Here is an 18,765-nt window from a genome sequence, read left to right as displayed (position 1 = left end):
GTTGCTTTTTTCTACAAAGGAATTGAATTCTGTATATTCTGTTTCATTTCCTAAGACACATCGTATTAGAATAAGTGCTAGTCGAAGATAATACTAATAAAAACACTAAATGTTTATAAAATGAAAAACCATATACTAAGAAATCATTATTTTATCGTTACCAACGTTTCATCGCCATCACATATTTAAAATCTCAACAACACTCCCTACTATCGCTAATTACTGTATCAACTGTCACTTTAATACAAATTCCTCTATTTTCTCATACACAAAAACCCGACCAAAGTTCAGCTCTTCTAAACCAGAGCTGACCTTAGTCGGGTTTTTATCGTATCTAAACAGTCACAGCCAATTCTTCTCCGTTGCGATGAGGACGGCTTCTGTGCGGTTATTGGCACCGAGTTTTGTCATTAGTGATGTGACATAGTTTCTCACCGTACCGTCAGAGAGATAAAGCTGGCTAGCGATTTCTTTGTTTGACAAGCCTTTGGCCAGCAGTTTGAGGACGTCACGTTCACGCGCACTAAGCAGCTGTTCTTCTTGAACGATCGTCTCCATAAGTTCAGGCGAATATTCCTTCCCACCCGCAAGCACCTTATGAATGGTTGCCATCAACTCTGAAATGGAGCGCTCCTTTAGAACATAAGCATCCACACCCGCTTTCACTGCTCGTTGGAAATAGCCCGCCCGTTTAAAGGTCGTCACGATAATGACCTTGGTAGCGCTATTAGCTTTAATCCACTCAAGGACATCAAGCCCAGACTTCACAGGCATCTCCACATCAAGGATAGCCACATCGACAGTTTCTTTTTGTAACATGGCTAGCGCTTCTGCTCCATCTTTAGCTGGTAAAACAGCCTCAACATCTTCTTCCATAAGTAACAGTTGGCACAGCGCATCTCGGAGCATGGATTGGTCTTCAGCTAATAGTATTCTCATGCGTTAACTCCTTCTTCTAAACGAATGTGAATCAAGGTAGGCGCTTTGGGTGAGACAATCTCCATCTCCCCAGAGACTAAGGTTAAACGTTCCCTGACAGAGTGTAATTCTGTTCCCGTTAGACTTGAAAAACCTTTGCCATTGTCAGAAACCAGCACTACAATTCCGTTGTCACGCTTTAAACAAATCTGGCACTGGCTAGCCTCAGCATGTTTGATAATATTGGTCACCAATTCTCTTAAAATCATGACTAAACTGGATGACACCATAGGGAGAAGAACTTCCCCTTCTAATTGATTATCCAGGCTAACCTCAATATGAGACATGGTTAGTAATTCTTGTAAAGCGAGCAATTCTTCTTCCAAACTACGGTATTTGAGATGATTGATAAGGGTTCTCACCTCCTGCATACTTGTGCGGCTAATTTGATTGATCTCTTCCAATTCTTTTCGCACAGCTTCTATATTGTCCTTATCCAATTGTTTGAGCGCCAGCTCCGTTTTCAGGCTCATCATGGCAAAGGTGTGACCCAAGGTGTCATGCAAATCACGGCCAATGCGATTGCGTTCATTTTCCGCAACCAGAACTTGGTTTTCTTGGCTCTGACGATAAAGAAGGTCTTTTAACGCTTCTTCCTCTCTGGTCTGCATTTGAAACGTTGTCATTCCTAAAATAAAGAGGGTGACTAAAACAATTGCCACCTTATCCGTCATGGTTGGAGAATAGGTGATGAAAACTCCAATCATTATCAAAATAGCAACTAATAAGGAATACCCACGATAGGAGCGCCAGCCTTTTTCAAACCGCCAAACCAAAAGATTAGAAGGAAAGAAAAAGAACCACATCATGTTGCCGTTAACAACAGAGGACATCAGGACAATATAAAACAAAAGGTAATGCCAGAAGACTTCTTCTAAGAAGCGATGTCTCGGCTTTAGATGAACGAGTCCCATATACGCCACAACAAATAAAAACGTCAACGGTGACGTCCACATGGGATAGCCAAAATATTTCAAGCCCAAGAGAGGAAAGCTAACAAAAACTAATCCGACATAGTACGGAAGAAAATTTTTCTGAAAAGGGTAAAACATCTAATACACATCCTGTCTCTTCTTAATCAAGGCGATTATTCCTAACAGTATTATCCCATAACCAGTAAGAATTGCAAGTGAGCGCCAAGAAAAGTCTTTATCGTAATAAGACACTAAGAGATTAAGAAAATGGTGGGTTGGGGTCAGTTTCGTCACTTTTTGTAACCAAGCTGGAAATGATTCCATCGGATACCATAAACCACCTAAAATAGCCAACCCCATGTAGCAAAGATTTGAAAAGAGGGACAAGGTTTCACTGGACTTGATTTGCCCTAGTAGAATACCTAGCGGCAACATTAAAAATGTCCCCAGTAAGATAAGCACAATAGACATCACCCATTCAACCAGCGACATCTGAATATCCTTCACCACATAACCTACAGTAAATACCACACTAATTGAAATCCCAAAGAAAAAAAAGCAGTCGCAAGGTTTTCACCAGATAATATTCCCAATAGGTCACAGGCGTGTGCAAAATAGCTTTCAGCCGATTTCTCATCCGATCTTCTTGGAGTAAATAGGGGAGATTGTAAAACACAAGGCTTAAAACAGATGAAATGGTCATCATCATTAAGACCTGTTTAAAAATCTGATTTTGAACAGCCACCGGCAAGTCTGAAACATCATTGGTTGCCGAAAAAAGAAGGAAGAAGCCAACAGGCATTCCCAGGGTCAATATCAGAGACTTCCAAGAGCGGATGGCTAAAAGCCACTCCCGTTTAAGCAAAGCTGTCAATCGTGTCATCGTCATTACCTGCTTTCATAAATAAGGTTGTTAGTAAACTTCTATTCGTCATTTCAATGGCAGAAACAGGGCAGTTGCCCTTCAATAAGGCTTGTAAAACCTGCTCCGGTGCCTTGGTCATCACGGTTGCACGCCCTGCTTTGATAGCAACATCGTAAAAAGGACAATCCGTCAGGCTAGCTAAATAGCTCTCAGGAAAACTAAAGCATTTTTCCTGATCCTCCCGCTGCAAGTCATAAGGAGTCGTGTCACGAATCAATTTTCCTTGATTCAACAATAAAATCCGCTCAGCGGTATGCTCCACTTCTTCAATATAATGGGACGAATAGAGGATAGTCTTGCCAGCCTTTTTCAACTCTCCAACAATTTCCCAGAAACGTTTACGAGTGCTAGTATCCATACCAGCTGTCGGCTCATCCAAAATAATGATGTCTGGTTGCCCAATTAAGATTTTGACAAAAGACAGCAGGCGTCTTTGCCCGCCAGACAATTTATCCGCAAACTGTTCTTTTTGAGCAGGACTAAAACCAAGTAAATCATCAATAGCTTCCTCAGATAAGGGATTTGGATAAATCGCCCGTTGAAAGGCAAGGATTTCTTTAACTTTCAAATCACTTTCGATAACATTGTCCTGAAAGAGAACAGCAATCTTTTCTTTCAATATGTTATCCGTTGGAGCTAAACCTAATACCGTCACCTGACCAGCCTTTGTCCGATAATCCCCCAACAAACAAGACATGAGCGTTGTTTTCCCAGCACCATTTGGGCCAATCAGAGCCACACAGTCTCCCTGATAAAGCGTAAAACGAAGATCTGTCAAAACAGACTTGCCTTTAATCGTCTTACTAAGATTGCTCACTTCAATAACCTTGGTCATACCTGATCACTTCCTTTCTTTTCGTGACTAACAATCATAGACCCTAAACCATAGCGTAAAAATAGTAAAAACCAAATCGTTCCCATTCCCCAGATCAGAGGTTGCGAAGGACGTACTCCAGATGCCTTAACCATCAGACTGATGAGAGCGCCAGCGATTGTAAGGATGATGAGTCCTAAAATCAGATTGCACTTCATCACTTGACAGAGTTGTCTGACTGTTATCCTCTTAATCATGATGTTTTCTCCCACTATCTCTATCTAGGATACCTAAGCCCCCAAATAATCCCCACGTTATTCCAATCATACCGTAAAACACACTCGCATAATCCGTAAAAAAGTGAGTATAATATTCAACCAATGTTCCTAAAATCATCATCACAAGAGCAAAACACATTTTTCTTTTCATTGTAATAGTCCTTTCTTTTGATACTGTTATTCTACTGAAAAATAGCAGAGCTTTTTAGCCCATTTTGTCATGACATGATATGACATTTGTCAGGCATTGGACAAAAAGAAAAAGCTGAGCAAACTCAACTTTTCAATGATAGTTAGAATAACCCTAACCACTTAAGGATTGGTAAGAGGAGGATGGGTAAAAAGACCGCAGGAATATAGTTCATCACTTTGAACTTGGTGATGTCTAGCATATTAAATCCTAGCGCAATGAGGAGAACAGAACCTGTAGATGACATAGCAGAGATAACGTCCTCACTCAAGTAAGTTCCTAAAACGCCTGCTAATAAGGTCATAGTAACCTCGTATAGCAGCACCGCTATTGCTGAAAAGAGGACACCTACACCGTTGGTAGAAGCGAGTAGAACAGCAATAATCCCGTCGATGATCCCCTTGCTGTAGAGCATGCTGTGATCACCAAGTAAGCCACTTTGGAGGCTTCCCACGATCGCCATAGCTCCCACGCAGAAAATCATAATCGCAGACAGAAATCCTTGCGCAAACTGAGACTCTTTCGGATTTTTTACCAGCGTTTTCTCCAATTTATAAGAGAGGTCTTCCATGGCTTTTTCAATGTTGAGCGCCTCACCAAGTAGGGCACCGAACAACAATGCTAAAATAAGCAACATGGTATTACTTGCCTCAATAGCTCCTTGAATTCCGATAACGACAACACAAAGGCTCATTCCCTTCATCAAAATATCATGAAAACGTTGGGATAATCCCTTTTGAATCACTAAACCTAAACCTGCCCCTACAACGATACAGATGGCATTGACAATTGCGCCCATAAACCGACTCCTCCTAAAAAATATCATTCATTATAGCATATTTCACATACAGAATCTATATGACAATTTTTTAGACTTTTCCTTATGACAACCTAAAATCTTTTTAGTATAATAATTGAAAAACTAGGAGATTTACCATGACAAATCCAACATTTGGCAACAAGATTGACGGTGTTACCTATCAAAACCGCTACGGAGTTTATGCTGTTATCCCAGATAATACCCATGACAATATTATCCTTGTTCAGGCACCAAATGGCGCTTGGTTCCTTCCAGGTGGAGAAATTGAAGAAGGAGAAAATCATTTGACTGCCCTTGAACGTGAATTGATTGAAGAACTTGGATTTACAGCTGAAGTGGGAGAATACTACGGACAAGCAGATGAGTATTTTTACTCACGCCACCGCGACACCCACTACTACAATCCAGCTTATATCTACGAAGTGACCCATTTTGAAGTCGCTGGAAAACCCTTGGAAGACTTTAATCACCTTTCTTGGTTCCCAATTGACGAAGCCATCGAAAAACTCAAACGCGGTAGCCACAAATGGGGCGTTCAAGAATGGCAAAAAAGACACAAAAAAACACTATTTTAAGAAAAATAGTGCTATAATAGAGCCATCAGGAGGTTGCTTATGAGATTGATTAACACAACAAATAGCCATGCAGAACTGGTTGTTAACCAACTTCGTAATACCGATGCGACCTTAGTAGAGGTCTATTCGGCAGGAAATACCGATGTGATTTTTACTCAGGCACCTCGCCACTACGAACTTCTTATCACCAATAAGCATCGTGCTATACAAGATAAAGAAATTGAACAAATCAGAGACTTTTTCATGCGTCGAAAAATCGACCAGGACATTTGCCGTATGGATCAAATCAATACCATCCATACACCACGTCTCATCGAAATTTCAATTCCAACTAAGAAATAAAAGATTGGTAACATCATTTTCAAAATACCAATTTGACATTGCCATCCTAAAAAGAAAACGAGCAAATCCACCATTGGACTGCTCGTTTTTGATTTTGGTTGAGTATAAAGTCTATCGCTACGATTTTTTGATACTGCTCTGCTATTATTTCAGAACTTATCTTCTGAAAGCATCCAAAATGGTTTTAAACTCTTCATTTGTTAGCGTAATGCCTTTCCCCATCTTCGTGTGGTCAGGGCTCCAAGAACGGAGATCCCACTTAGCTTCAGCACCATTAAAGCTAACGCGATTAAGCTCTTTTGTCCAACCATTTTCAGCTGTTGAAAGCACCAAAAGTTTTTCTTCGATTTCAAACGTAAAATCTGCCATTTTTAATACCATGGGACAACATTTTCATAAAAAACATCATCCTAGTTTGGTTCAACGAGAACCAAACCTTCCTTTCAATTGTTATTTGGGAAATAAGATAACTCATCTCTTCCTACATTACTATTCGTAATGCCAAAAAATAATTAACCTTTTTTAAAAATTTTTTTACTATTTTCTGATATAATAATTGTATCAAGATTTCGAGGAAAATGCTATGGAAAATATTGTCAAAAAAATCTTGTTTCAAGTCAAAGAATTTATCGAACCAAGTCCCAAACCTTCCAATATCAATCTTAGAAAAAATCAGCTGGCACATATCATTGTTAAAGCCCAAAAAGAAAAGCTAGCGCTTCATGCCATTTACCAAGATAAAAGCTTTACAGGTCATGTTAGCAAATATGATCCTATCAATGACAAACTCATTTTGAAAAATGGAGCTAACAAGGTTTCTACCATCATTGCAATGGAAGACCTTCAAAAGCTAACCCTAGTTCCCAAAAACATTACCAAAGCACAGCATAAAACTGACTGATTCCTCAGCCAGTTTTTTTATATCTTAAAACGCATTTTTAAGCACGTACTGTCTTTGAAGTCCCATCTTCTTGGTAAAGGTTAATAAGACCTTCTTTGCAGGCTCGAATCATATCACCTGGTTTAACAGCTTGCGGAACTGTAATCGTCAACAATTCCATTGGATTTGGCGCACGGTCAATCTTGTTTCCTTTATCATCATGCAAATCTTCGATAAAGCATTCAAAATGACGGAAACCTGGTCCATAAAACTCAACACGGTCACCTTCCATGATAACGTTACGTTGACGAATCGTTGCTGTCATATTGCTTTCGTTAAAGGCAACAACTTCTCCAACAAATTTATATTGTGGAATTTTACGGCGAGCACCAAACAATTGCTCATTTTCGCTAGGAGTACCGTAGTAGAAACCTGTCGCCAACTCACGTTGGGCAACCTTCCACATTTCGTCAACAAGGTCTTGTTTGATTGCTTCAAATTTCTCTGGGCTTTCCATATAAGCATCCACAGCAGCTTTATAACAGTTAGCAACCGTTGACACATAGTGAATAGATTTCATACGCCCTTCAATTTTCAGACTGTCAACACCGTTTTCAATCATATCTGGAATGTGGTCAATCATTGACATATCAACCGCTGACATTGAAAAGGCTTCTGGTACTTCTCCTTGGATACTCTTGCGCTCTCTACCAAATGGCATATCGTAAAGGTCGTATTTCCAGCGGCAAGATTGTGAACAGCCACCACGGTTGGCATCACGGTCAGACATGTGGTTTGAAAGCGTACAACGACCTGAGTATGAAATACACATGGCACCATGCACAAAGGCTTCAATTTCAAGGTCAGTACGACGACGAATTTCTGCCAATTCTTCCATAGAAACTTCACGCGCCAACACCACACGTGTCAAGCCGTATTCTTTCCAAAAATGGAAGGTCTCCACATTGGTTGCAGAGGCTTGAGTTGACAAGTGGATTTCAAGACCAGGTGATTCAGTTGCACAGATTTCAATAAGAGCTGGGTCTGAAACGATAACAGCGTCAAGTCCCATGTCGCGAAGCTCACGGAACCAAGCTCCCGCTCCTTCTTCATTTCCCTCATGCGTTACCATGTTAGCAGCAACATAGACCTTGGCACCGCGTGCATGGGCGTAGTCAATTCCTTCACGCATTTCTTCCATTGAGAAATTTCCTGCACGACTACGTAGTCCGTAGGCTTGTCCCCCAACAAAAACAGCATCTGCACCGTAATCAACAGCGACTTTCAATTTTTCCAATGTCCCAGCAGGTGCTAGAACCTCTGGACGACGTTTTACATTTGACATAGTTTACATTTCCTTCTATTTACAAGATAAAAGTGATGAGTAGTAAGAGACCATTCCGAGCCCTGAAATAGAAAAACTCACTCTCGGAATATGGTATTGTATCTTATTTGACACGATCCGGTTCGTAGTCATAGAAACCTGTGCTAAGACCACGGTTCGCAGGGTGTAATTTACGAATGGCTTCATCAAAAACATAGGCTTGATCCTGAGAAAACTCTCCCGCAGCAATCAAATCACGCGCTTTGACAAAGTACTCAGCGATGTTAACAAAATTGTCACCTGGACAATAAACACCATCTAACTTCCAATGATTAAAACCATGTTCGTGAAGTTCTAAGAGCTTCGTCATCATATCAAGGTCATTATTGGCAAAGATATGCGTTCCATGATTATCTTCATAGACTGAGTAGTGGGAATCCGCATCCCCAGGCTCTGCTAAAAATAAATCACGCTCCTTAGTCACACGTTCCTCAGTCTTGATGAAATTATAGTAATTATGCAAAAGCGGTCGCTTCGAATGGTGGATAATGCTAGCACCGTAAACGAGAACTTCTCCTGGAATTTCTAATTTTTCTCCCATCACAAAAAGCTCTGCTGCTGGAATTTCACGTGCCAGAACCGCCTCAGAAGCGCCAGCTGTTTTGCCCCAGAAATTGATTTGACGGCTTGACGTCACCATGGTTGAAGCGTCATAAATCGTTTTAAACGGACGATTATCACGTTTACAAATGTAAAAGACGCCCGCATCACCAACAGTAATATAGTCGGCTCCAATTTCCTCAAGAAAATCTAGGTACTCAGGAAGAGCATCCATCATCGCTTGGTGCATTAAAGCATTCACCGCGACAGTTAGCTCTTTTCCTTTCTCATGGACAAGCTGCGCAATCTTTCGCATTTCAGCCAAAGAGAGATTTTTTGGCAAACGAAGGCCATAAGCCATCTCTCCGATATAAATCCGGTCAACACCTAGCTCCAAAAGAGCTTGGGCCTGCTCTAAACTCTCTGCCGTAGCAGTAATAATAATTTTTTCCATACCATAATATTCTAGCAAAAAACAAGTCATTTGCCTAGGAATTTTTATACAAAACACTAAAACGGTTTTTAGCCCTTGTCACCCAGCTAAAAAGGACATATTATCTCAACAAAACCGCTACAAATGAACACTTGTCACACTTGTAACCTTTTTGTAACAAAGTATGATACTATTTTATGGTATGATAATATTACTGTCATTTGCACAAAAGAGTATCACAATAGAAAGGAGTCACAATGGCTGCACCATTAAAGCATCAGGACCAATCTGATAAGGTCGTCTCAATCAGTAAAAAAACTGAGCCAAAATTCAAAACATACGATGCTATTAATCCAAATGCAACGAAGTTCAAGGACTTAGTCTTCTTCGGACGAATCGTTTCTTTTACCATCTGTACTGTATTCTCTTGCTTGACGTTGCTGACAGCCAGCGTTACTCCTCTTCTCGCATTTCCTATCGCTATGGTGATGGGAAGCATCCTTACAGCGATTTTCTATTTTCTAATTGATTTACTCAAACGCTAGTTTCACAAGAAGCTAGTTTTTTATTTGTCTATAAATTAAAACGCTTAGGAATCAGACCTTTGTCCCTAAGCATTTTGCCATATTATTTTCGAAACAGTTCTAACCTAGTTTTTCTGCTGCTGCTTCGTCAATAATGAGAACAACATTGTCATGATTTTGGAGAACACTAGCTGGTACGTCCTCCGTAACAGTCCCGTGAACCATTTTGTAAATAGCGTCAGCTTTTTCAGAACCATAGGCCATCAACACAATTTTTTTGGCAGACATAATAGAGGCAATCCCCATTGAAATCGCTTGGCGAGGCACTTGGCTTTCATCTTCAAAAAAGCGAGCATTAGCTTCAATGGTGGAAGCATCAAGATCTACGACATGAGTCTTGATGGTAAAAGCAGTGCCTGGTTCATTGAAACCGATGTGACCATTACGCCCAATTCCTAAAATTTGAAAATCAATAGGATGCTCTTCAATCAAACGATCGTAATCTTTAGTCGCCTCCTCCAAGTCTGTTGCCATCCCGTTAGGAACATGGTGTGCCTTGAAGGGTTTATGATTAAAGAGTTCCTCCACCATAAAATAATGATAGGACTGCTTACTTTGAGCATCAAGCCCAACATATTCATCCAAATTGATTGAGGTCATCTCTGAAAAATCAAGGTCAGATTCTCTGATTTGCTTATAAAATGCCAAAGGAGTTGAGCCCGTCGCAAGTCCTAAGGTCTTTGCGCCTTCATCAACTGCTTTCTTTAATAAGTCAAAAGCAAGTGCTCCGCCTTCTTCTTGAGTTTTAACGATAAAAATATCCATTGTTTCCCCCTTTTTGGTATATACCAATTACTCTTGTTTTTATTTTAATATATTAACCTATAACTGTCAACCCAAAGAAGTTCTTTTCATTATTTTTAGCAACGTGGTATAATAGAAAGGCATCTTTTGAATTGATATTGGAGAATTTATGAACACTAATGATTTTGATTTTTACTTACCAGAGGAATTGATTGCTCAGACACCTCTTGAAAAACGTGATAGTTCTCGTCTTTTGGTTTTAGACCGAGAACAAAAAACAATGGTCGATAGTCATTTTGACCACATCATTGACCAACTTAACCCTGGTGATGCTCTCGTGATGAACAACACACGTGTCCTCCCAGCTCGCCTATACGGTGAAAAGCCAGATACTCATGGTCAAGTGGAACTTTTACTACTTAAAAACACCCAAGGTGACCAGTGGGAAGTTTTAGCTAAACCTGCTAAACGCCTTAAAACGGGTGCAAAAATTAGTTTTGGTGATGGCCGTTTGACCGCTACTATCGTTGAAGAACTTGAGCACGGTGGGCGTATTGTTGAATTCCATTATGAAGGGATTTTTCTTGAAATCCTTGAAAGTCTAGGTGAAATGCCACTGCCACCCTATATCCATGAAAAATTAGATGACCGTGACCGTTACCAGACGGTTTACGCTAAGGAAAATGGCTCCGCTGCTGCACCGACTGCTGGTCTCCACTTTACAACCGAGCTTTTAGAAAAAATACAAGCCAAAGGCGTTAAATTAGTCTACCTTACACTTCATGTTGGGCTAGGAACCTTCCGACCAGTTTCGGTCGACAATGTCGATGAACATGACATGCACTCTGAATTTTATAGCCTCAGTCAAGAAGCAGCCGACACTATCAATCAAGTGAAAGCTGCTGGCGGTCGTATCGTTGCTGTTGGAACCACTTCCATTCGAACACTTGAAACCATCGGACAAAAATTCGATGGGAAAGTCCAAGCGGATTCAGGATGGACAAAAATCTTTATTAAACCAGGTTATGACTTTAAAGTTGTTGATGCCTTCTCAACAAACTTCCACCTTCCAAAATCAACACTTGTCATGCTAGTTTCTGCCTTCGCAGGACGAGAATTTGTCCTAGAAGCCTATAAACATGCTGTTGATGAAAAGTACCGCTTCTTCTCATTCGGTGATGCCATGTTTATCAAATAATACTCTATAAAAATCAAAATTAGATGGATACAAAAATATTTTCTTTTCTCTAAAGTCTTCTCATGCGGCTGGCACTCCAACAAAACTGTGGATTTATAGCTTTAGCTACTAGGAGAGTTGAGAATTATCGCTTTCTACTTATACGGCTACAGTGTCCAAGATGACAAAGTAGATATTATGGGAACTGTCCACTGTGGTGAAAGAAACGGTTTACCCCCTTACTTTCACTAACCCATCAAAATAAAGGCTATAAAAATCTAATTTTGATTTTGAATGAGTATAAGTTTTTAGATTACGCCAAGTCGTGCTATTTCTGCACGGCTTTTTTTAATATCATCTTGAGATTTTAAAAAGCGCCCATCCTTTCGGAAGAGCGCCTTTTTATGGCTCTATAATTGTCGTAAGAACTCCTACTAAGTTACAAAAGCCTTTATTTTTCTGAAAGATTATTAATATCCTTTAAGGTTCGATGGGCTAGCACTAGCATGCCAATTCCTATGAAAAGTTCTGGTGGGGATTGTAGAATTTTCATAAAGGTCATGCTTGCTAAAACTAGCAACAGAGCGATTAAACCAACGACTAAGATAATACTCAGCGTATTTTTAATGGTTTTAGGTGCTCGGAAAAAGTAATAAAGTACAATTAATATCGCAATAATCAGATAAAACATAACAAAGGTTAAACGAGTTATCTCTGCCTAGCAATAATCACCATCATTCCCCTTTAATAGCGCTACAACTGACGCTCTTGAAAACTCGTTGTCATTCCTTTCTAGCTGGTACCTATAACTCTGAGAGCTACTATTCAGCTTGTTTTTTCTTTTTATTGGCTTTTTCGCGTTCGTTTTTATTAAGAATTTGTTTACGAAGACGAATTGACTCAGGGGTTACTTCCATGTACTCATCGTAGTCAAGAAACTCGATAGATTCTTCAAGTGTCAAGATACGTGGTGTTTTAATCACTGCTGTTTGGTCTTTTGTTGCTGAACGAACGTTAGTCATTTGTTTTGCAGTTGTGATGTTAACAGTCAAGTCATTTTCACGGGCATTCTCACCGATGATCATTCCCTCATATACTTCTGTACCTGGGTTGACAAAGATTGTACCACGTTCTTCGATACGCATGATTGAGTAAGTCGTTGCTTTACCTTGGTCAATTGAAACCAAAGCTCCGCGGTGACGTCCACCGATTTCAGCATCAATGTATGGAAGGTACTGGTCAAAGGTGTGGTTCATGATACCATAACCACGTGTCATTGACAAGAACTCTGTCGAGAATCCAATCAAACCACGCGCTGGGATCAAGAAGATAAGACGAGTTTGTCCATTACCAACCATTTGCATATCAAGCATATCACCTTTACGCTCTGAAAGGGCCTGGATGATTGAACCTTGGTATTCTTCTGGTGTATCGATTTGAACACGCTCAAATGGTTCACATTTCACGCCATCAATCTCTTTGATGATAACTTCTGGTTTTGATACTTGAAGCTCGTAGCCTTCACGACGCATTGTTTCGATAAGAATTGACAAGTGAAGCTCACCACGACCTGATACGATCCATTTATCTGGTGACTCTGTGTTTTCAACACGGAGAGAAACGTCTGTTTGAAGCTCAGCCATGAGACGCTCTTCAACTTTACGTGATGTCACGTGCTTACCTTCACGACCTGCAAATGGTGAGTTATTTGCCAAGAAAGTCATTTGAAGCGTTGGTTCATCAATACGAAGAACTGGAAGTGGCTCGATTGCATCTGTTGGTGTTACAGTTTCTCCAACGAAGATATCTTCCATACCAGAAACAGCAATCAAATCACCAGCTTTAGCTTCTTGAATTTCTTTACGCTCAAGACCAAAGAAACCGAAAAGTTTTGTCACACGGAAGTTTTTAGTTGTCCCGTCAAGTTTTGAAAGGGTAACTTGGTCACCAACTTTGACCGTTCCACGGAAGACACGTCCAATACCGATACGTCCTACGAACTCATTGTAGTCAAGAAGGGAAACTTGGAATTGAAGTGGCTCATCTGAATTGTCAACTGGCGCTGGAATGTGCTCAATAATAGTATCAAAGATTGGTGCCATTGTTTTTTCTTGATCAGCTGGGTTATCTGAAAGTGATGATGTTCCATTAATCGCTGACGCATACACTACTGGGAATTCAAGCTGATCATCATCCGCACCAAGCTCGATGAAAAGTTCCAACACTTCATCAACAACTTCTGCTGGACGAGCTGATGGTTTATCAATTTTGTTAACAACAACGATTGGTGTCAAGTTTTGCTCAAGGGCTTTTTTCAACACAAAACGAGTCTGTGGCATTGTTCCTTCGTAAGCGTCAACAACAAGGACAACACCATCAACCATTTTCATGATACGTTCAACTTCACCACCGAAGTCCGCGTGTCCTGGGGTATCCATGATATTGATACGAGTATCGTTATAAGCAACGGCTGTGTTTTTGGCAAGGATTGTAATACCGCGCTCTTTCTCAATATCGTTTGAGTCCATCGCACGCTCTTCAAGCTCTTTACGCTCATCAAGTGTTTGTGATTGCTTCAAAAGCTCATCTACGAGGGTTGTTTTTCCGTGGTCAACGTGGGCAATAATGGCTACGTTACGGATATCATTTCTTAAGTTTGTCATAAAATCCTCTTACTCTTATTTTTAACCTAACTATTGTATCACAATTTTTAAAAAATGACTGTTCTAATCTTTATGTAAATGTTTTCAGTTGTTACAAAGCTCTTGTTTCCTATAAAATTCATTGTTTTAGCCAAAAAAGACTGCCGAAGCAATCTTTTTCTAGTTCTTATAGAATTTCTGCTAGAAGTCCTGTCATAAAGTCTTCTGAGTTGAATTGTCCGATGTCATCAATTTTCTCACCAAAGCCGATGAGTTTCACTGGAATGTCTAATTCTTCACGGATGGCAAGAACAACACCACCTTTTGCAGTTCCGTCAATTTTAGTTAAGACAAGTCCTGTCAATGGTGTGATTTTTGAAAATTCCTTGGCCTGGCTAAGGGCGTTTTGACCAGTTGAAGCATCTAGAGCCAATAGGGTTTCATGTGGCGCTTCTGGGATAACACGTTTAATGATACGACCAATTTTTTCAAGCTCTGCCATGAGGTTATCTTTGTTTTGTAGGCGACCAGCAGTGTCAATCAAGAGGACATCTACTCCTTCTGCGACAGCTTTTTCCATACCGTCAAAAACAACTGAGGCAGGATCAGCTTTTTCTGGACCAACGACAACTGGGACATCCACACGGCGACCCCACTCAACAAGCTGGGCAACGGCACCTGCACGGAAGGTATCGGCTGCTACAAGCATCACCTTTTTTCCTTCGGACTTATATTTATGGGCAAGTTTACCAATAGAAGTTGTCTTGCCGACGCCATTAACCCCAACAAAGAGCATGACTGTCAAACCATCTTGGAAATTGATTTTCTCGTTAAAGTTACCGTCTTTTTCGTAAATATCCACCAATTTTTCGATGATGACACGACGGAGTTCTTCTGGTTTCTTAGCTTTTTCTAACTTCGCTTCATAGCGGAGCTCCTCAGTTAGGTTTGTTGCAACGCTAACCCCAACATCGGATAAAATCAATAATTCTTCTAATTCTTCAAAAAAGTCTTCATCCACACGACGGAAATTTGCCAAAAAGGCATTGAGACGAGCACCAAAACCAGTACGTGTTTTCTCTAAACTGCGATTATATTTTTCCTCTGTTGTTTCAACAGCTGGAACTTCTATAACTGGCTCTGGTTCACGCTCTACTTGTCTCGTTTCTATAGCTTCAAAATGAATTTCTTCACCCTTTTCAGCTGCGGCTTTGGCAGCGGCTTTTTTGGCGTAATAATCTGCCATGACTGATGAAAAGGCATTATCAACGGCTTGCGTTTGCTCAGCTGATACTTCAATGTTTTCTTCAGAGACTTCTTCTGATGTTTCCTCAATTACTAATTCATCTTGCTGGTCATTATCAGCATTGACAACTTCTTCACTCGCTACCTCTGCCACTTCCTCGACAGCTTTTTCTTCTTTGTTTCCAAATAACTTATCAAATAAGCCCATGTCATTCTCCATTCACGATATATTTTTCGACCGCTTCAGCGACTCCTGATTGGTCATTCGTTTTCGTTGTGACCGCCTTAGCACTTTCTTTAGCAATAGCAGAGCCATTCGCCATAGCAACGCCTAAACCAGCCCATTTTAGCATGGTGACATCGTTTTCTTCATCCCCCACTGCCATCACCTGCTCCGCCTTTAACCCTAAATGCTTTGTCAAAATCTCAAGCCCAACTGCTTTATGAATACCTTTAGGCATAATTTCAAGAATAATCTCACGTGATTTAAAAATCTCAAAAGCCTTATGCAACTCTGAAGGAATTTTAGGAATCTGAGTATCTAAAAAGTCAGCCTCTGTCACAACGACTACTTTATTATAACTAATATCTCTTGGTAAGTCATTAAGCGTGTCCAACTCCACAAAGGTAAGCATCGGATTTGCCTGATAATATTGGGAATGCACTCCATGACTAGGAATGCTATATACTGTCCCATCACTAATGACATCCATCGGTAAACTGAGGGGTTCCAAAGTTGAATAGATGATGTCTAACTCATCAAAAGATAGAGCACTGGCATCCAAAATCTCTCCATTATTACGCTGAACGAGTCCACCATTAAAGGTGATGCTATAATTTTCTGCATTGTTAAGATTCAGCTCATCTAAAACATAAGAAATCGCTTTTAAAGGACGACCTGTGGTAATCACAACCTGGACCCCCATTTCTTGTGCCTTTTTCAAAGCTTGTTTATTTTCCTCAGTGATGGTTTTTTCAGTTGTAAAAAGGGTGCCATCCATATCTAAGGCTAGTAATTTAATCTCAGTCATTTTTTAACATTCCTTCTAAATAAGTCAATACGGCTCCATCTTCACAAGAACCAATTACTTGATCAGCCATTTCTTTAATCCCTTCACGCGCATTGGCGGTAGCAATAGCTGTGCCTGCAAACGACAACATCTCTGCGTCGTTAAAATTATCTCCAAATGCAATCACATCAGAAGGGGTATATTCTAAACGCTCACATAAGGCTGACAGTCCAGTAGCTTTTGTAATGCCTTCTAAGATAATATCCATCCCACCAAATCCTGTGACAACAGCCGCCAAACCAGGATTAGCCTCCGTTAAAGCTCTGCTATGTTCCGCAATAAACTCATCCGAAAATTGAGCCGTTAGCTTATAAATATCGTCTGTCACCTCAGCTAAGTGTACTTTCTGAGTGTTTTCATAATAATTGGAAACATGATTAAAATAAACATCATCAATTGTTAGTGGCGCATATGCCCCTACACGCCCTGATAATAAGTAGCCCTTACAGTCATCAAGGACTTCTAGCTGACCAGCCATAGACAGGTACTGTTCGGAAGTCATCAGGTGCTCTGAAATCACTTTACCCTTGTAGGAAACAACACCACCGTTCTCAGCAATAATCGCAATCCTATCCAAAACATCTGCAAATAACCTTTGCACACTCAGCATCGGACGACCGCTAGCCACCGTAAATAATATTCCCTGCTCTTCACACTTATCTAAAACCCTTGCAAATAAAGCCTTATCATAAGTATGCTGCTTCGTCAAAAAAGTACCGTCTAAATCTGTTGCTATCAATTTAATCATACAATATCACCAATTTCTATTCTAGGAATGCCAATTTCGCATCCGCTTTCTAACTTCCATTATAACATATAAAAAGTTAAAAAAGCGCACCTCAGGCAAGCTCTCGAAAAAGAAACATTTGCGGATAAAAATCACTTTTTATTCCTACTATTCATCCCAAAGGTTAACATTTCTAAATCATTATGTAAGGTAGATAAATACTCTCGGTATCTACACCTTTTAGCTCTAAAAACTCTTTAAAGCCACATTTAGTTTTTTCTTCTAAATATTCAAACCAGAGTGGATAATACCGTTTACAATTATGGCATAATATTTCAAAGTTTTTAGCTTGAAAATTGAGTTTCTTAGCCGTTTCTTCCATCTCTGTTACTGAGTTTAATTCTTCTTCTCTATTTCCTTCTGCTAATACTCCCCAAGGAAGTTCGTGTAAGCAAAAATCGTGGTAACGGACTAACAATTTTAATTTAAGTTTTAAGGCTTTGACATGATTTTGATGACGTTTTAAGACTTGATTTGCCAAATGCATAGATGAAAGGTCAAATTTCCATATCAATTCCTCTAAATCCATTTCCAATAAAAATTCAGAAAACTGATAGCCATGGTTAAAATCTTCTCTCCACACAGATTGAAATTTTTGAAAAAACTGTGGCGTAATGTGAATGTTGTTTTTATACTGAGTCACAAAATCCATCAGCTCGTCTAAACTTGGATACTCGTCTACTGCTTCCTTTTCCCAACTAGTCATCATCTTGTGACGAACTTTCCTTTGCTCTTTGGAAAAATAAGCATTTAAAGGAAATTTTTCATAGATTTCTAAATATTTCTTTAAATGTGTGTTCATCAGTCACCTCGTACAAAGCAAATAATCATCTATTATCCTGTTAAGTACTTCCTGTTTCGTTATCCCTCATTGTAACATATAAAAAGCAAAAATAGCGTACTCCGCAAAGTATACAATGAAGAATTCTTCTAAAAATTTACGCACTAAATTTCTCATGCCTCCTCACGACGTCACCCTCTTCCTTGCCCTCCTTTTCGTTTCACGCTATAATAAGGAAAAGTAATCTCGAAAGGTTTATCATGTCTATTACCATTAAACGTCGTACGAAGTATATTCGCGCCTTTGCTCCTATTTACCTGAAACTGAATGGGAAAACTGTTGCTCGTATTATGGAAAATGAGGAGGTTGACTTGAGTCTTCCTACTTCTGAAAGTTTGCTCACCGTTCGTGGCAGTAAAAAATCTAGAATTTCTGTCTCAAATAGTGATATCGTTATTATTAAAGATAATACTATGCACGCTCTAACGTTTTGGGGTGGTGTTTTGGCTATCCTCTTTGGGCAATTTATTTTTTCTCCTGGAACGTGGATCATGGCTATTATCACTTGGTTTGGTTTGGCTAGTATCATAGCAAGTCTTTTTATTCCTCATTTTCTATTGGAAAAAGCAGGTGCAGACCAATAAAAGTCCAAAGCCACAACT

24 protein-coding genes are annotated in these 18,765 nt (G+C 39.9%); 6 read left to right on the top strand and 18 right to left on the bottom strand.

All coding sequences use genetic code 11. The features are described 5' to 3' along the window. Positions 1-342: 342 nt before the first annotated feature. The 8 genes from EAF07_RS00640 to EAF07_RS00605 form a co-directional block, all read right to left on the bottom strand. Positions 343-939, bottom strand: a complete 597-nt coding sequence (locus EAF07_RS00640) for a response regulator transcription factor (RefSeq protein ID WP_121834370.1) — start codon at positions 937-939, stop codon at positions 343-345. Beyond that, the gene (locus EAF07_RS00635) at positions 936-2,030 is read right to left on the bottom strand and encodes a sensor histidine kinase (RefSeq protein ID WP_121834369.1); all 1,095 of its coding nucleotides are present in this window, start codon (positions 2,028-2,030) and stop codon (positions 936-938) included. Before EAF07_RS00635 ends, EAF07_RS00640 begins: the two co-directional genes overlap by 4 nt. Beyond that, a complete protein-coding gene (locus EAF07_RS00630) occupies positions 2,031-2,423 on the bottom strand; it encodes an ABC transporter permease (protein ID WP_183121625.1) in 393 nt (130 codons plus the stop codon). Position 2,424: 1 nt separating this feature from the next. Beyond that, positions 2,425-2,775, bottom strand: a complete 351-nt coding sequence (locus tag EAF07_RS00625) for a hypothetical protein (protein WP_121834367.1) — start codon at positions 2,773-2,775, stop codon at positions 2,425-2,427. Further along, positions 2,750-3,652 (bottom strand): ABC transporter ATP-binding protein, encoded by a 903-nt coding sequence (locus EAF07_RS00620; RefSeq protein WP_121834366.1) that lies wholly within the window; start codon positions 3,650-3,652, stop codon positions 2,750-2,752. Before EAF07_RS00620 ends, EAF07_RS00625 begins: the two co-directional genes overlap by 26 nt. Beyond that, a complete protein-coding gene (locus tag EAF07_RS00615) occupies positions 3,649-3,888 on the bottom strand; it encodes a hypothetical protein (protein WP_121834365.1) in 240 nt (79 codons plus the stop codon). Before EAF07_RS00615 ends, EAF07_RS00620 begins: the two co-directional genes overlap by 4 nt. Beyond that, positions 3,881-4,060 (bottom strand): hypothetical protein, encoded by a 180-nt coding sequence (locus tag EAF07_RS00610; protein ID WP_121834364.1) that lies wholly within the window; start codon positions 4,058-4,060, stop codon positions 3,881-3,883. Before EAF07_RS00610 ends, EAF07_RS00615 begins: the two co-directional genes overlap by 8 nt. A gap of 142 nt (positions 4,061-4,202) precedes the next feature. Next, complete coding sequence (locus EAF07_RS00605) at positions 4,203-4,898, bottom strand: DUF554 domain-containing protein (protein ID WP_121834363.1); 696 nt, start codon at positions 4,896-4,898, stop codon at positions 4,203-4,205. 137 nt (positions 4,899-5,035) lie between these two features. On the opposite strand from EAF07_RS00605, the gene EAF07_RS00600 reads away from it, so the two are divergent. Both EAF07_RS00600 and EAF07_RS00595 read left to right on the top strand, forming a co-directional pair. After that, positions 5,036-5,494 (top strand): NUDIX hydrolase, encoded by a 459-nt coding sequence (locus EAF07_RS00600; RefSeq protein ID WP_121834362.1) that lies wholly within the window; start codon positions 5,036-5,038, stop codon positions 5,492-5,494. 39 nt (positions 5,495-5,533) lie between these two features. Continuing rightward, the gene (locus EAF07_RS00595) at positions 5,534-5,836 is read left to right on the top strand and encodes a DUF1827 family protein (RefSeq protein WP_121834361.1); all 303 of its coding nucleotides are present in this window, start codon (positions 5,534-5,536) and stop codon (positions 5,834-5,836) included. A 156-nt stretch (positions 5,837-5,992) separates the two neighbouring features. Here EAF07_RS00595 and EAF07_RS00590 read toward each other — a convergent pair whose 3' ends face one another. Continuing rightward, a complete protein-coding gene (locus tag EAF07_RS00590) occupies positions 5,993-6,205 on the bottom strand; it encodes a YdbC family protein (RefSeq protein ID WP_121834360.1) in 213 nt (70 codons plus the stop codon). A 214-nt stretch (positions 6,206-6,419) separates the two neighbouring features. On the opposite strand from EAF07_RS00590, the gene EAF07_RS00585 reads away from it, so the two are divergent. Beyond that, positions 6,420-6,737 carry a hypothetical protein gene (locus EAF07_RS00585; RefSeq protein WP_121834359.1) on the top strand — a complete coding sequence of 106 codons (318 nt, stop codon included), beginning with the start codon at positions 6,420-6,422 and terminating at the stop codon, positions 6,735-6,737. A 37-nt stretch (positions 6,738-6,774) separates the two neighbouring features. Here EAF07_RS00585 and EAF07_RS00580 read toward each other — a convergent pair whose 3' ends face one another. Then, entirely contained in the window at positions 6,775-8,061 is a 1,287-nt protein-coding gene (locus tag EAF07_RS00580) for a peptidase U32 family protein (protein WP_121834358.1), read from the bottom strand. A 103-nt stretch (positions 8,062-8,164) separates the two neighbouring features. After that, complete coding sequence (locus EAF07_RS00575; protein WP_121834539.1) at positions 8,165-9,094, bottom strand: peptidase U32 family protein; 930 nt, start codon at positions 9,092-9,094, stop codon at positions 8,165-8,167. A gap of 236 nt (positions 9,095-9,330) precedes the next feature. Here EAF07_RS00575 and EAF07_RS00570 point away from each other — a divergent pair, with 236 nt between their 5' ends. Continuing rightward, entirely contained in the window at positions 9,331-9,618 is a 288-nt protein-coding gene (locus tag EAF07_RS00570; RefSeq protein WP_121834357.1) for a DUF3270 family protein, read from the top strand. A 99-nt stretch (positions 9,619-9,717) separates the two neighbouring features. Here EAF07_RS00570 and nagB read toward each other — a convergent pair whose 3' ends face one another. After that, complete coding sequence (gene nagB / locus EAF07_RS00565) at positions 9,718-10,422, bottom strand: glucosamine-6-phosphate deaminase (protein ID WP_121834356.1); 705 nt, start codon at positions 10,420-10,422, stop codon at positions 9,718-9,720. Between the two features lie 148 nt (positions 10,423-10,570). Here nagB and queA point away from each other — a divergent pair, with 148 nt between their 5' ends. Then, on the top strand, positions 10,571-11,599 hold the full coding sequence (queA, locus tag EAF07_RS00560; protein ID WP_121834355.1) for a tRNA preQ1(34) S-adenosylmethionine ribosyltransferase-isomerase QueA: 1,029 nt from the start codon (positions 10,571-10,573) through the stop codon (positions 11,597-11,599). 430 nt (positions 11,600-12,029) lie between these two features. Here queA and EAF07_RS00555 read toward each other — a convergent pair whose 3' ends face one another. The 6 genes from EAF07_RS00555 to EAF07_RS00530 form a co-directional block, all read right to left on the bottom strand. Further along, positions 12,030-12,269: a DUF3165 family protein gene (locus EAF07_RS00555; protein WP_121834354.1), complete on the bottom strand. Its 240-nt coding sequence runs from the start codon at positions 12,267-12,269 to the stop codon at positions 12,030-12,032. Between the two features lie 130 nt (positions 12,270-12,399). Beyond that, the gene (gene typA / locus EAF07_RS00550; RefSeq protein WP_121834353.1) at positions 12,400-14,241 is read right to left on the bottom strand and encodes a translational GTPase TypA; all 1,842 of its coding nucleotides are present in this window, start codon (positions 14,239-14,241) and stop codon (positions 12,400-12,402) included. 166 nt (positions 14,242-14,407) lie between these two features. Continuing rightward, a complete protein-coding gene (gene ftsY, locus EAF07_RS00545) occupies positions 14,408-15,673 on the bottom strand; it encodes a signal recognition particle-docking protein FtsY (protein WP_121834352.1) in 1,266 nt (421 codons plus the stop codon). 1 nt (position 15,674) lies between these two features. Next, positions 15,675-16,496, bottom strand: coding sequence for a Cof-type HAD-IIB family hydrolase (locus tag EAF07_RS00540; protein ID WP_121834351.1), 822 nt, complete (start codon positions 16,494-16,496; stop codon positions 15,675-15,677). Further along, on the bottom strand, positions 16,489-17,280 hold the full coding sequence (locus tag EAF07_RS00535) for a Cof-type HAD-IIB family hydrolase (protein ID WP_121834538.1): 792 nt from the start codon (positions 17,278-17,280) through the stop codon (positions 16,489-16,491). The genes EAF07_RS00540 and EAF07_RS00535 overlap by 8 nt, the downstream gene beginning before the upstream one ends. Before the next feature lie 175 nt (positions 17,281-17,455). Then, a complete protein-coding gene (locus EAF07_RS00530) occupies positions 17,456-18,124 on the bottom strand; it encodes a hypothetical protein (protein WP_121834350.1) in 669 nt (222 codons plus the stop codon). 239 nt (positions 18,125-18,363) lie between these two features. Between EAF07_RS00530 and EAF07_RS00525 the strand changes: the two genes are divergently transcribed. Beyond that, the gene (locus tag EAF07_RS00525; protein ID WP_121834349.1) at positions 18,364-18,747 is read left to right on the top strand and encodes a hypothetical protein; all 384 of its coding nucleotides are present in this window, start codon (positions 18,364-18,366) and stop codon (positions 18,745-18,747) included. The last annotated feature ends 18 nt before the right edge of the window (positions 18,748-18,765 follow it).

It is taken from the genome of Streptococcus hillyeri, from assembly GCF_003686955.1.
Taxonomy (GTDB): Bacteria; Bacillota; Bacilli; order Lactobacillales; family Streptococcaceae; genus Streptococcus; species Streptococcus hillyeri.
Note: the sequence above shows the minus strand (reverse complement) of the source record. Positions and strands in the feature narration are given on the sequence as shown.

Bases quoted from the DNA above. Each gene is read 5' to 3' on its own strand.
- EAF07_RS00530 (WP_121834350.1), bottom strand. From the start codon at position 18,124: ATGAACACACATTTAAAGAAATATTTAGAAATCTATGAAAAATTTCCT.
- typA (WP_121834353.1), bottom strand. From the start codon at position 14,241: ATGACAAACTTAAGAAATGATATCCGTAACGTAGCCATTATTGCCCAC.
- EAF07_RS00595 (WP_121834361.1), top strand. From the start codon at position 5,534: ATGAGATTGATTAACACAACAAATAGCCATGCAGAACTGGTTGTTAAC.
- queA (WP_121834355.1), top strand. From the start codon at position 10,571: ATGAACACTAATGATTTTGATTTTTACTTACCAGAGGAATTGATTGCT.
- EAF07_RS00610 (WP_121834364.1), bottom strand. From the start codon at position 4,060: ATGAAAAGAAAAATGTGTTTTGCTCTTGTGATGATGATTTTAGGAACA.
- EAF07_RS00600 (WP_121834362.1), top strand. From the start codon at position 5,036: ATGACAAATCCAACATTTGGCAACAAGATTGACGGTGTTACCTATCAA.
- EAF07_RS00640 (WP_121834370.1), bottom strand. From the start codon at position 939: ATGAGAATACTATTAGCTGAAGACCAATCCATGCTCCGAGATGCGCTG.
- EAF07_RS00525 (WP_121834349.1), top strand. From the start codon at position 18,364: ATGTCTATTACCATTAAACGTCGTACGAAGTATATTCGCGCCTTTGCT.
- EAF07_RS00540 (WP_121834351.1), bottom strand. From the start codon at position 16,496: ATGACTGAGATTAAATTACTAGCCTTAGATATGGATGGCACCCTTTTT.
- EAF07_RS00605 (WP_121834363.1), bottom strand. From the start codon at position 4,898: ATGGGCGCAATTGTCAATGCCATCTGTATCGTTGTAGGGGCAGGTTTA.
- EAF07_RS00570 (WP_121834357.1), top strand. From the start codon at position 9,331: ATGGCTGCACCATTAAAGCATCAGGACCAATCTGATAAGGTCGTCTCA.
- EAF07_RS00580 (WP_121834358.1), bottom strand. From the start codon at position 8,061: ATGTCAAATGTAAAACGTCGTCCAGAGGTTCTAGCACCTGCTGGGACA.
- EAF07_RS00615 (WP_121834365.1), bottom strand. From the start codon at position 3,888: ATGATTAAGAGGATAACAGTCAGACAACTCTGTCAAGTGATGAAGTGC.
- EAF07_RS00555 (WP_121834354.1), bottom strand. From the start codon at position 12,269: ATGTTTTATCTGATTATTGCGATATTAATTGTACTTTATTACTTTTTC.
- EAF07_RS00625 (WP_121834367.1), bottom strand. From the start codon at position 2,775: ATGACACGATTGACAGCTTTGCTTAAACGGGAGTGGCTTTTAGCCATC.
- EAF07_RS00575 (WP_121834539.1), bottom strand. From the start codon at position 9,094: ATGGAAAAAATTATTATTACTGCTACGGCAGAGAGTTTAGAGCAGGCC.
- EAF07_RS00620 (WP_121834366.1), bottom strand. From the start codon at position 3,652: ATGACCAAGGTTATTGAAGTGAGCAATCTTAGTAAGACGATTAAAGGC.
- EAF07_RS00590 (WP_121834360.1), bottom strand. From the start codon at position 6,205: ATGGCAGATTTTACGTTTGAAATCGAAGAAAAACTTTTGGTGCTTTCA.
- EAF07_RS00635 (WP_121834369.1), bottom strand. From the start codon at position 2,030: ATGTTTTACCCTTTTCAGAAAAATTTTCTTCCGTACTATGTCGGATTA.
- ftsY (WP_121834352.1), bottom strand. From the start codon at position 15,673: ATGGGCTTATTTGATAAGTTATTTGGAAACAAAGAAGAAAAAGCTGTC.
- EAF07_RS00585 (WP_121834359.1), top strand. From the start codon at position 6,420: ATGGAAAATATTGTCAAAAAAATCTTGTTTCAAGTCAAAGAATTTATC.
- nagB (WP_121834356.1), bottom strand. From the start codon at position 10,422: ATGGATATTTTTATCGTTAAAACTCAAGAAGAAGGCGGAGCACTTGCT.